General features: G+C 66.9%; 14 protein-coding genes. 3 read left to right on the top strand and 11 right to left on the bottom strand.

Translation table 11 applies throughout. The features are described 5' to 3' along the window. Positions 1-51: 51 nt before the first annotated feature. Both tnpB and L6Q96_20190 read right to left on the bottom strand, forming a co-directional pair. Complete coding sequence (gene tnpB, locus L6Q96_20195) at positions 52-420, bottom strand: IS66 family insertion sequence element accessory protein TnpB (GenBank protein MCK6556875.1); 369 nt, start codon at positions 418-420, stop codon at positions 52-54. Then, positions 417-839 (bottom strand): hypothetical protein, encoded by a 423-nt coding sequence (locus L6Q96_20190; GenBank protein MCK6556874.1) that lies wholly within the window; start codon positions 837-839, stop codon positions 417-419. Before L6Q96_20190 ends, tnpB begins: the two co-directional genes overlap by 4 nt. A gap of 149 nt (positions 840-988) precedes the next feature. On the opposite strand from L6Q96_20190, the gene L6Q96_20185 reads away from it, so the two are divergent. Beyond that, entirely contained in the window at positions 989-1,453 is a 465-nt protein-coding gene (locus L6Q96_20185; GenBank protein MCK6556873.1) for a hypothetical protein, read from the top strand. A 263-nt stretch (positions 1,454-1,716) separates the two neighbouring features. Here the strand turns inward: L6Q96_20185 and L6Q96_20180 are convergent, their stop codons facing one another. The 9 genes from L6Q96_20180 to L6Q96_20140 all read right to left on the bottom strand — a co-directional run bounded on the left by L6Q96_20180 (position 1,717) and on the right by L6Q96_20140 (position 9,500). Further along, positions 1,717-2,013: a type II toxin-antitoxin system VapC family toxin gene (locus L6Q96_20180; GenBank protein ID MCK6556872.1), complete on the bottom strand. Its 297-nt coding sequence runs from the start codon at positions 2,011-2,013 to the stop codon at positions 1,717-1,719. A gap of 106 nt (positions 2,014-2,119) precedes the next feature. After that, positions 2,120-2,320 (bottom strand): hypothetical protein, encoded by a 201-nt coding sequence (locus tag L6Q96_20175; GenBank protein MCK6556871.1) that lies wholly within the window; start codon positions 2,318-2,320, stop codon positions 2,120-2,122. Positions 2,321-2,970: 650 nt separating this feature from the next. Continuing rightward, positions 2,971-4,677: a SpoIID/LytB domain-containing protein gene (locus tag L6Q96_20170; protein MCK6556870.1), complete on the bottom strand. Its 1,707-nt coding sequence runs from the start codon at positions 4,675-4,677 to the stop codon at positions 2,971-2,973. A 91-nt stretch (positions 4,678-4,768) separates the two neighbouring features. Then, complete coding sequence (locus tag L6Q96_20165; GenBank protein MCK6556869.1) at positions 4,769-5,638, bottom strand: LPP20 family lipoprotein; 870 nt, start codon at positions 5,636-5,638, stop codon at positions 4,769-4,771. Then, complete coding sequence (locus tag L6Q96_20160) at positions 5,635-6,459, bottom strand: hypothetical protein (protein ID MCK6556868.1); 825 nt, start codon at positions 6,457-6,459, stop codon at positions 5,635-5,637. The genes L6Q96_20165 and L6Q96_20160 overlap by 4 nt, the downstream gene beginning before the upstream one ends. Then, complete coding sequence (locus L6Q96_20155; protein MCK6556867.1) at positions 6,456-7,277, bottom strand: tetratricopeptide repeat protein; 822 nt, start codon at positions 7,275-7,277, stop codon at positions 6,456-6,458. Before L6Q96_20155 ends, L6Q96_20160 begins: the two co-directional genes overlap by 4 nt. Before the next feature lie 316 nt (positions 7,278-7,593). Then, the gene (locus L6Q96_20150; protein MCK6556866.1) at positions 7,594-8,931 is read right to left on the bottom strand and encodes a DEAD/DEAH box helicase; all 1,338 of its coding nucleotides are present in this window, start codon (positions 8,929-8,931) and stop codon (positions 7,594-7,596) included. A 72-nt stretch (positions 8,932-9,003) separates the two neighbouring features. After that, positions 9,004-9,264, bottom strand: a complete 261-nt coding sequence (locus L6Q96_20145; protein ID MCK6556865.1) for a hypothetical protein — start codon at positions 9,262-9,264, stop codon at positions 9,004-9,006. Beyond that, a complete protein-coding gene (locus L6Q96_20140) occupies positions 9,261-9,500 on the bottom strand; it encodes a hypothetical protein (GenBank protein MCK6556864.1) in 240 nt (79 codons plus the stop codon). The genes L6Q96_20145 and L6Q96_20140 overlap by 4 nt, the downstream gene beginning before the upstream one ends. 466 nt (positions 9,501-9,966) lie before the next feature. On the opposite strand from L6Q96_20140, the gene csm6 reads away from it, so the two are divergent. Then, positions 9,967-11,100, top strand: coding sequence for a CRISPR-associated ring nuclease Csm6 (gene csm6 / locus L6Q96_20135; protein MCK6556863.1), 1,134 nt, complete (start codon positions 9,967-9,969; stop codon positions 11,098-11,100). Positions 11,101-11,326: 226 nt separating this feature from the next. Next, entirely contained in the window at positions 11,327-11,551 is a 225-nt protein-coding gene (locus L6Q96_20130; protein ID MCK6556862.1) for a hypothetical protein, read from the top strand. Positions 11,552-11,579: the final 28 nt, after the last annotated feature.

The raw sequence follows: 11,579 nt of genomic DNA, 5'->3' as shown, positions 1-11,579 counted from the left end.
ATGGCCCGGTGTCGTACCACCGCCGGCCGTGGAACGCAAGGCCGCCGACGCTTACGCTGCGCGATCCCCGATCCGACGCCATGGCTCGGCTCCGCGCACCCCGCGCGGGTCCCCGCCGCTCAGCAGCACCGCCACCTCGTGCGCCTCCAGCGGCCGCGCCCGCTGTCCGGCCACCGGCGACGGCCACCATGCGAACTTCGCTTTCGACATCCGCTTGTGCAGAAGCCAGAACCCCTGGCCGTCGAAAACCAGGCACTTCACCGCGGAGCGTTTACGATTTCGGAAAACGAAGACCGTACCCGAGAACGGATCGCTGCCGAGCTGGGCCCGGCACAGCGCCGCCAATCCATCTATGCCGCGGCGGAAATCACACGGCTCGACTGCCACCAGCACGCGCATGTGCGCCGTGATCTGAATCACCGCGGGCTCCCTACAAAGGCCGCGGTCACTGCCGTCAGGTCCAGCTGCTCTCTCGCCCCCAGGCGGATCCGCAACCGCAGCCCGTCGCCGCGCATCATCTCGATCTCCGTCGCTTCGCCCGCTTCGTGCGCCAGCGCCCGCCCGATGTCGATCTCGACGAACTCCGCCCTTCGGCGCTGCCCCCGCTCGCTCCTGCGGCGACTTCGAGCTGCCTCGTCCGTGCGTTGCTTGAGCGCCTGGTAGCTCAGCCCAAGCTCGTTGGCGATCCGGTAGGCGCCGTGATCGTCTGCAAGCTCCACCGCAGCGCCCCAAAGCTCCTCGGGCATGCGCTTTCCCGGCCGGCCCGCTTTACGCCACCGCTCGATCCGCCCTCGCAACGCTTCCGCCCCGACCGCTCGGCCGCCTCTTCGTCGTGCCATCGCTTCGCCTCCTCGTCTGCCGACGAGGATACGGCCGGGCCCGCGGAGCCGTCACGCACGCTTGCCGGAAGGACACGCAAAGATGGGTTGCCGCCGGCAGACCGCTCGGCAGCGAGCGGCTCGGGAGCTTCGATGCCTGGAGCCAGATCATGGGCGGCATTCTGGACGTGGCAGGCATCACCGGCTTCCTCGGAAATCTGGACTCATTTCATGAGGCTTCGGACGTCGAGAGCGCCGCACTCCGCGGTTTCATCGCGGCGTGGTGGGAAAAACATCGCACCGCCGAAGTGGGGACCAAGGAGCTGTACGGAATCGCCGGGGATCTCGATCTCGGGGGCGGCAGCCGGCAGGGTCAGAAGACCCGGCTCGGATACGTGCTTCGATCCCTCCGCGACCGCCATTTCGGCCGGATTCGCGTTGAAGCTGGCCAAAAGCGACAACACGCGCAGAACTGGAAGCTGCAACCGGCTCCCTGCTCGCGCTGCGGGGGTACCTCGTGGCATGACCCGTTGAACGCCGACTCTGCGTGCGGTGGCTGCCCTGCAATATCCCGGACGGGGATTGCTGCAAGCGACTCGCCTGCCGCCAGCCTGTCAGGCGCAGCAACCCGATAGTGGCAAGAAGGCTCACAAGGCTCATAGGCTCACCGACCGGGGCTGGATCGGGCCCAGTTGCGCTGGCCGCAGCGTCACGAGGGTCACGGACTCGCCGGCAAGAGTCATGAACTCGACCTCGTAGCCGGCATCCGCCTTCGTGAACGTGCACCACCGTGCCGATGTCGCCGGCTTTCCAAGCCCGCGTCGGGGATGGCGTCGGTCAACACCACACAGTCGTGGTCGTTGATCGTGATGACGCTCCGAGCAACGATCGAATCCGTCTACGCCAGGCCGGTCCAATCCTCGGCTACCAGGCCGTCGATCTTGCCGAAGTCGCCAAGGTTCCTGGTCAGGAGGGTGGCACTCTGAACCAGGACGATCGCCGCGATCTTGAGGTCCATGGACCCGATCCTCCGATACGATCTGCGCAGCCGCTGGAACTCGGCCGCGGCCCGCTCGTCGAACTCCAGCAACGGGACTTCGCGAAAGACCGCAACGTGCCTGCTCAGGCGGCTATACGCTGTGACTTGCTGCGCAATCGTTCGAGCCTTCGCCAGTTGCGTCAGCCAGCCCCTCATTTGTTCCTCGAAGCTGATGATTGTGGAAACAACCGATGCAGGGTCCACCTCGCGCAGACGTCTTCTCAGGGAAGCCGCATCCGTTCCCGATCTCCACTCCACGAGGCTAAGATGATCGGTGTCGAGAACGACCATTCTTCTTGCCACGCTGCTCGGCCGTTCCCGGACGCAGCGATTCTCGGTACTCACGCCCCAGTTTCATCGCCTGCGCGAAGACCGGGTCGTCTTCGAACGCGCCGGCAATACGTTCCCACCAGGGCTCCGTAGAGCCGGACTTGTTCCGCAACATGCGCTTGATCTGGGCCATCTCTCGTTCAAGCGCGGAGAGTCGCGATTCGACGGTTTGAGATGCCATACCTAATTCCTCCAGCCTCGGGAAAACCGTATCACAACTCTCGCAGCGCAACACGTGCACCGCCCTCCGCGCGGAGAACCGGCCGGCTCCCCTGACGCTTGGATCACCTGCCTCGCCCCCGGCGTCTCGGCGTTCCGAACAGCTGATGCGCGAACTCTCTGCCCCAGCCACGGGCCAGTTGCTGGCGGAGTTCCTCCTTGGGGAAACCACCGATCTGGCGCACGGCCTCCTTGCGGATCTCACGGGCAACCTTTCGCAACGCACTTTCCTTCTGCCCTGTCATAACCCTTGCTCCTTTCACTTTCTGGAATGATCGATCCGTATCGCTGCTGCTGATACACGAGCTGCCCAAGCACGCGTGCTCACGGCTTTGTCGATTTCTTCGGTCTTGGAATTGTGCCCCCGGGGGCACAATTTCTGGGGGTTGATGGGGGTTCTTGGCGGTTTTCGGTGGTAAATTCGGCCTTCACATCTGCATCTTTCTCGGGGTTCAAGTCCCCCTCCTCGCATTCCCGTCCGCTATGCCTGCGGGGAATGCGACAGTCCAAAGTCCCAGGTGCAAGGTCCCGAATCGCAAGGCGGTGCGCCCGCGCCCGGAAACCCTATGGTTCGCCGGTCAGCGTCGTCAGCTCTGCGCCCCGGTAGTAGAAGGCCAGGATGTCGCGCGCCGTATGTCCCTTGCTTGCCATGTTCTTCGCGCCCCATTGCGACAGGCCGACGCCGTGGCCGAAGCCGCCGCCGGCGAAGACGAAGCGATCCCCGTCGCGACGTATCTCCACGAGAATCTCGGGCAGCTTGAGGGCACGGCCGAGCGTGGGACGTGTCCGCATGAGGTGGGCGCCGCTATCGTCCTCGATCGCCACGCGAACGATGCGGCCTGACGGGCAGGTGACGCGCGGCTCGATGGCGCGAATGGGTCCGAGCCGCACGCCGATGTCGCCCAGCGCCCGCCGCATCTGCTCTGTACTGTAGGTACGAGTCCATCGCCCCAATTGTTCACTCGGGCTGTATGGGTCTGGCACCGCATTCAAATAGGGCAGCGGCTGATCGAAGATGAATTTCGGATCGCCAGTGTACCACCCGGTGTTAGACGTGAACATCGCATAGATCGGTCGACCGCGGTAAACCAGCACCTGGCCGCGTGTCTGGTCGACCGCCCGCCGTCCCGACGCACTCTCGCCATCGACGCCCCCGTAGACCTGCGAGCCCTCGTCGTCGACCATGTCCCATCCGCGTTCCCGGCGATGCTGCACTTGATACAGGGCGTACGTGCGCGAGGCGATGGCCTGCGTCTGGAGCGCTTCCGGCGGCCACGACGCTGCCGACTCCTTGGTGACGACGCCGTACAGGTACTCCTCGATGCCAACGCGATTGACAATCAGCAGCGTTCCTCCGTCGGCGCGCACCGTAAGACGACCGCGGTAACGACGCACACTGCCGCCGGCGCGCAGCGTCAGGTCGCGTTCCGCACCGATGGTCACCTCGGGAACTCCCTCTTGCCCGTCCACACTGACGAGTCCGCCACGCGCGGTGAGCTCGACGGCGCGCCCGCCGGCGAGCGCGGGAGTCAGCGTCAGCGTGCTGTCGGCTTCGATGCGCACGTTCTTGTGCCCCTTGAACACGCGGATTCGGACTTCCTCGATGGACGGGGGCAGCGCAGCCGGCGCGGCAACCGGGGTTGGCCGCGGACTCACCGGCGCCGTTGGCGTGGCGGCCGGGGCAGCGGCAGTCGGCACGTGCGTCGAGCGCGCAGTCTCGGTGGGAATGCGGCCGGGCACCGCCGTCGGGCTGGGCGGTAAGGCCGGTGATGCAGTCGCGGTCGGCAATGCGATCGACGGTGCCGGTGCGGTCTCGCTGCGTGCGCGACTCTGGCGCAGCAGGAACTCCGCGCTGCCGCGCGAGGCGCCGTTGGGATAGCGCTGCACGTAGCGGTCGAAATAGGTGGCGGCGCGCGCGTACTGACCGCGGTCGAAGAGAACCATGCCCGCACGCAACAGCGCCGCCTCGGCGGCGGCCGAGGCAGGGTCGCGCGCCAGCAGCGCTTCGTACACCGCAACCGACTCGTCGGGAGCGTCGAGAAACAGAGAGAGCACCGAGGCCTTCTGGAGCTGCGCATCGCTTCGTACTTCCGCGGCATCCGCCATCTCGATCGCCGTGTCGAAGGCCTCGATCGCTTCCAGGTACTCGCCGATATCGACCAGATATCTGCCGTGGGTCAGGTTCCAGCGTGCGACGAAGGTGGAGGTGAACGGGCTCGGCTCCGCGGCACCGGCGAGGCCGGAGGCGAGGGCGATGAGCGCGCTTGCCACTAGTATCGGTCGGATGTGGATCACGGGTTCACGGGAGTGCGGGCGCTGGATCGGAAACCCTCCGCTGCTCGCGGGCAGTCCGGGCCACAGCTCACAACACGAACACGACCTGGGCAGCCTCGAGGAAGTTGCCTTTCTGATTCGCGGTGAAGATCGCCGCCGCATCGCCCTCCGAGATCTGCGCGTCAGTCGAACGTACCACCGAGGTGACCTGAATGACCAACGGGCTCTTGGCGCCATGACTGGCGAGGATGGCCCTGGCTTTGCCCAGATCGTCGGTGTAATCGCCGCAGCCTTTCTTGGCGAGGATCTCGGGCGCGATCTTGCTCGGCTCGAAGAGCACGCTGCCGTTGCCGGCGACGATGCGGTTGACCAGCGCCGGGCGGAAGTCCCTTCCCTTGGCGTCCACGATGAGCGCGTCCACGACCGTCGCGCCGGCGGGCGGTGGTGCGGCGGGCGGTGGAACGAACTTCGGTGCCGCAGGGATGTCGATCGCCTTCTGTTCGATCATCTTGGGCAGCAGACTGCGCGCCAATCCGTTGGGTCCGTCGAGACTGATGCGCACGTATACCGTCCCGACCTCGGTGCGCTCGTCATACGACTCGTGCACGACCTCGGCACCGCGCACTACGCCGTCCACCGCGGCCTTCACCTGGTCGCTCTTGGCGGCCGCGTCCTGGACGCAGGTTTCCCCGGCAACGCGCACGCCCGAAAGTGTCTCGGCAAGCTCGCGCAGTGCGATCACTTTCGCGGCCCGCAGTGCCATGAGGCGCTTCTGGCCGCCACTGAGCGGGCGATCCGACGGTGCCGCTCCCTCGCCCTTCACGACCATCATCCGTTCGGTGAAGATCTGCGTGGAATCGCGGACCTCCCTGGGAACAGCCGCAGCCTCTTCGGATGCGGCGCGCGCCGTCGCGAGTGCGAGACTCAACCCCACGAGCACTATTCCCACACGTTTCATGACCCCTCCTTTTGCTTGCCTTCGGAATACTTCATCCGTGACGTGCGAATTGCCAGAGCCAATGCCGGAGCGGCCAGCACCAGGAGTCCGTTGTCCGTCCCGGATTGTGCGCTTTGCCCCTTGGGCTTGAGATTGTGGTAACACGCCCCGGCGGCGGGAACGATATTGTGCTGGAAGTATCCCTTCGCGGCGTCGTACGAGTTCGCGGAGAATCGCTTTGCAACGGCGGCCTGGGCCATGAGCGTCGACGTGTCGAAATCGGTCATGGCCTCGCTGCGCTCGACCTTGGCGCGCTCGGTCGCCGGCGCGCCCTTCTTCGCCTTCCGCAGCTTCTTGTTCAGATCCGCAATTTTGCGTTCGTTCTCCAACTGTTTCTGGCGCGCCTCCTTCAGTTCGAGCGTCGCGTCCTTGTCCTTGCGAAGTGTGGCGATCTTGCGCGCCACGTCGTCCCTGTCGACTCGCACCCTGACGTAGACGGTCACCTCGAGATTGCGCCCGACCATCTCCCACTTCGGTTCCTGCGTTTCCTCGACCGAGAGAATGCCCGCCGAATAGGTGCGGATCTCGTCGCGGGTGAGTTGGAAGTCCTTCACTTCCGAGATGCTTTCCACGTAGGTTCCAGCCTTCTCGAGCGCGGTGCGCTTGGCTTGCATGAGCGCCAGCCGATGGCCGTCGAGCTTGGTATCGTTATCGCCGAGATGAAAGCGAGCCGAGGCGTCGATCTCCTCGATTGCCGCCATGCCGATGGCCGGAAGCAGAAGCGCCACCGCGACTCCGATCGGCAACGTGAGCACGGCGTGCAGCCCTTTGCCGGACCTCATCTGGCCTCCGGGGCGTAGGCGCTGGCATTCAGCAATTTGTCCAGGTTCTCCAGCTTCTCCATCACCCTCTCGTTCTGCCTGGCGTTGTCGACGTTGTTGATCAGGTAGTTCACCAGGGTGAGCCCAACGATCGCAATTGGAATTATCCGCGACCAGCGGTCAGGCGCACTATCGTTCCGCGCCTGCCGCACGGTCTGAATGGCCGCCGGTCCAATGGCGGCCAGCAAGGCCAGCAGCGAAAAGATGTTGTTCGGGACCAGCGCGGCGAGTTGCCCGACGACGGTACGCTGCGAGCGTTGGTTGGCGACGAGCAGCTCGGCGGCCTTGGCGGCGAGAAACCTGGCGCTTTCCGTGTGTGCGCTATCTGGATGGCGTTGCACCAGGCGGGTCAGGTTGGCGACGGCCGCGGCGTAATCGCCGGCATCGATCTCGATCTTGGCGAGATGGTAGGTCGCGTCGGCAGCGCCAGCATGCGTCGGGAAACGATGGAGAAACATATCGTATGCCTGCTGCGCCTCGGCCGGCCGCTGCAGCAGATGCGCGAAAAGCGAGCCGGCCTCGATCAGTGCATCGGGCAACACCGGCGAATCCCCGCAATGTTCGATCACCCAGAGGTAGGCCAGACGCGCCGGATCGAGGGCACCGCTGCGCGTAAGCTCGCGGGCTTTCACGATGCTTTGCGCGCACGACGCGCCGGCAATCTCTGGCGGTGCTGCGACGACCGGGAGGGACGCTGGCCGTGCCCCCCACCAGTGCATGGCGAACACCGCGCCCAGCGTGAGCAGCGCAGTAAGAAGTGTGTAGACAATCAGGCGCATCGTCGGTCCTCCCCCCAGCGATCGCACCACGCCGTCCAAGGACGGCCGCAACAGCGCCCAAGTACCCCGTCCTCATAACGCTGACTGGACGGCCAAGAATTCCATCTACAAACAGACGGAAGCGGCTGTCAAGTCGTGAGTTCGCCCCTAACGGCGTCCGTTGCCGAGCCGTGGACTTGGGACACCGGAGCTGAGCGCCGAGGCAACGGGTGGAAGGGTCCTTTCACCCTCCTGCGGGGCCGCGTGAGCGGCCCGCTCCTCGGGAGCATCCCTGCGTCCCTTTGCGAGATCGGGCCAGGGCCAGGGGAGAGCCGCCCTACTGCTCGGCGGCGACGGCGAACCGGTCGCGCTGGCGGCGCGAGCGGCCGAACGCCGACTCGCGCCGGCGCGGATTGAATGGTCGCTGCGCGCGGCCGGTCGGCCGGCGCCCCCGGGTCTCGATGGAGGCCGGCGCGTTGTCGCGCGCCGCCGGGGTGCCGTTCCGTAGCGCTGCGTGCTGGGGTGCCCGGTGGGCCTCACCGGCCCGGGTCACGGCGACGGCGCGCCGCGGTAACGGCTTTCCGAGATGCCGCTCGATGGCTTGCAGTTGCCCGCGCTCGTCGGGAGACGCGAAGCTCGACGCGTGGCCGTGCGACCCGGCCCGCGCCGTGCGGCCGATGCGGTGTACGTAGTCCTCGACCGTTTGCGGCAGGTCGTAGTTGATCACCCGCCCGATGCCCGTGACGTCGATGCCACGCGCCGCGATGTCGGTGGCGATCAGGACGCGGTAGCGGCCGCCGCGGAAGCCATCGAGGGCTTCGCGCCGCTGTGCCTGCGTGCGGTTGGCGTGCAGCCGCTGGGCGCGGTGGCCAGCGTGCTGCAACGCCCGAGTGAGGCGGTCGGTGCGGTGTTTGGTGCGTGCGAACACGAGCACCGTGCCGGGGTGCTCGTCGAGCACGGAGAGCAGCAGAGGCGTCTTGTCGTCGGGCCGCACGAGGTAGACGTCCTGGGTGGCGCGGCTCGGGGGCGCTGCCAATCGCCCGACATCGACGCGCGCGGGGTTGCGCACGTGGGTGCGGACCAGCGTGGTGAGCTCGGTGGGGAGGGTGGCGGAAAAGAGCATCGTCTGACGCTCAGCCGGGACGGCACGCAGGATGCGGTCGAGTTGCGGCTTGAAACCCATGTCGAGCATGCGGTCGGCCTCGTCGAGAACGAGGATGGCGACCGTCCGCAGGTCCACCACGCCGCGGTCGAGCAGGTCGACCAGCCGGCCCGGCGTGGCGACGAGCAGGCCGGGCCGGTTGCGCAGGACCTGGATCTGCGGTCCGTAGGCGACGCCGCCGACGATGACCGCCGGGCGCAGGTGGCCGCCGAGGCGAAGCGCCCAGCCATGGATCTGCTCGGCCAGCTCACGCGTCGGCGCGAGGACAAGTGCGGTCCGGCGCTGCCCGACGCCGTTGGCCTGGTGCAGGCGTTCGATGGCCGGCACCAGGAACGCCGCCGTCTTGCCGGTGCCCGTCTGGGCGGTGCCGATGATGTCCTGGCCGGCAAGGGCCGGCGGGATCGCCGCCGCCTGAACGGGCGTCGGGCTGTGCATACCCGCCGCCTCGAGGGCAGCGTGCAAATCGGGAGAGAGGGGCAGCTCGCGAAAGCTGCTCGGGGTAGACGTCGACAAAGTCACGATCCTTTCACGTGAGTGCGCGCGCTGTTTACAAACGGGTGGCGCGGAGGGCCCGGTGGAGTCGTCTTAGGTGGTCTGATGACGCCCCGATCCTGAATGCGTCAGCGAAAAAGGCACCAGGACGGACGTCGGAGGTGAGATTCTCGCACGAACGGTCAGTGCAGGGCATGTAGCAGGCGCGAATGGCGATCGCAACCGGAGCAAACCGCCGCGCGCGAGGCTGGCGAGCACGAAGGCCTGCATCGCTTCTTGCGGCGCGTTCTCCTGCTCGACGGCATTGGCCGGCTGGAGCTCGCGCACCCGGGCCTCGATCAGACCCTCGATCATCGGCCCAACTCCGCCCGCAGCCCGATCAGGTGGACGCGGACGCGTGGATTGCGAAAGGCAGCCAGAATCTCGTCGAGGTCGTCGATGGGCAGATCCTCCGGATCGATTCGCATCGAATCGGTCAGAAAACCGATGCCGTCCGCGCGCCAGTCGATCTGCCGGCGAGTATAGACAAGATCGGCGATGGCGCGCAGCGGCGAGGCGACGAACGCCCACCCCTGCGGGTCCAGTCGCACCGCCCTTCCGGCGGCGCCAGGGCGAAGACCCGCTCGCTCAGTGTTCGCATCTGCAGAGAAATCACGCTCGGTGTAATTTCTCGGCAAGGATGTAGGGGGCCTTAGTCCGGCGCTAACCGATACTCGGCAGCCTGGGGCAAGGGGCAGCACGAACCGTGTGGGTGGTGGCCGCGGCTCGCCGAGTACGAGGCAAAGGCGGTACCCTTCCGGGAGCGAGACCGATCTCGTAACGCATTCCGGCCGGACCCTAGCCGGAGTGCGCGGTGCCCGCCAGCCGGGGCAGCCCGGCCTCCGGTTGATCTTCATGGCCTGGGGACCTCCCGGGAGCCGCTCCGCAGGGGGCCGCAGGTCCGGGGTCCGGACCTGCGGCCGCGCGGCCGACCGCCCGTGACGATACGTGGTGGATGTCGAAGCCAAGCCCGCCGGTTGACCGGGCCCGAGGACTGTCATATCGCGCCGGTGACCGATGGCCGACCGGAATCTCCTGTTCGTCGTCGGGGGCAGCCCCCAGATTGTGACCGAGACGGTATTCGCGTTGCTGTCGAAAGGGGGTGGTGCGACTGACGTGCACGTTCTGACGACGACTGTCGGTCGCGACGCCTTGCGCGCGCAGGTGTTGGCCCGTGGCGGTGCCTGGGGGCGGTTGCGGCGCGAGTACCCGGGGGCGCGGCGTTTTCGTTTTTCGGCGCGTGCCGTCCAGGTGTTGCAGGATGCCCGCGGGCGGCCACTTGCCGACCTTCGCAGTGCCGACGACAGCGTTGCCGCCGCCGACCAGATTGCCCGGCGAGTTGCGGATCTGACGCGCGACGGTTGCCCGCCCCTGCACGCATCCATCGCTGGGGGACGAAAGACCATGGGCTACTTGTTGGCGGCGGCGATGATGGTGCACGGCCGGCGGGCGGATCGTCTGTCGCACGTGCTGGTACATCCGTCGGATCTGGAGGGGACCGACTTCTTCTTTCCGCCGCGGCGGCGGAGCGGATACGCGATCCACCGGCGCGGCGATGGCCCGGCGGTGAGGATCGGCGCCGGTGCGGTGCGCATCGAGCTTGCCGAGCTGCCGTTTCCGCGGTTGCGCGGTTTGCGTGGCGGGACGGAGCTGCACAACGCGACTTTCTCGCAGCTCGTAAACGATTTGCAGGACGATCTCGACGCCCTGGCGGTGCCGCAAGTGGTGGTGGATGCGGGCCGGGGGATGGTGTTGTGTGCGGACCGTCTGGTGCGTCTGTCGCCGCTGCGGCTGGCCATTTACGAGCTGTTGGCGGCGAGGCGTCGCGACGGTTGCGGCCGGACCGGCTGTTCGGGGTGTGCCCGATGTTTCGTGCCGGCGGTGGAGATCGGGGGGCCGGTGCGGCAGGCGTTACGGGAGACGCTGCAGCGGCGCAGTAGCATCGGTGTCGGCGGGATGTGGGACGCGCGCAATTTCCGGCCGGAGGTGCGCAAGATCAACGCGGCGATCGAGCGGGAGTTGCGGGGTGCGAGTCGGCCGTACCGGATCCGGGCGATCGGGCCGCGCACCGAGCGCGCCTACGGGTTAGGTCTGGATCCCGAAAGTATCCGGATCGTTGACGGCAACTTTGGCGCCAACGTTGCCGGGTGACGAGCGGGGGTTGTGCGGAGGGATACGGGTCGGTAGGGCCGGCGCAATGGTGCAAAGGGAGGGGTGCTGTCCAACCTGTGGGGGCCGGAGCGACGATGCGGGCGGCGCGTCTTCGGCGGCGGCCGGGGTCGCGGGGCGAGGGACCGGGTCGGCGGTGGGGTCAGAGACCGCTGGAGCGGGGGACGAAATTGGTGTAAGGGACCGCGCGTCACTGTGGGGGAACGCCGTGTCGGGGGGCCAATCGATAGTGGAGGCCGACGAAGATGGGCCGCGCGCGGAAGCGGTTGCCGCACATCTCGACGTTATCCTGTTCGCGCTCGACGAGTTGCGTGCGTTGCAGGCCGAGGAGCGCAAGCGCCACGAGACCACCTGGGGCTGGCAGGCAGAAACGATCGCAGGCATCGAACGAATGATCGCGGAAGTACAACGGCGGGTACGGGAGTGCGGGTGAGGGGCAGGCTCGTGACCGCGCAACCAGG

The organism is Candidatus Binatia bacterium (genome assembly GCA_023150935.1).
Lineage (GTDB): Bacteria > Desulfobacterota > Binatia > HRBIN30 > HRBIN30 > JAKLJW01.
Note: the sequence above shows the minus strand (reverse complement) of the source record. Positions and strands in the feature narration are given on the sequence as shown.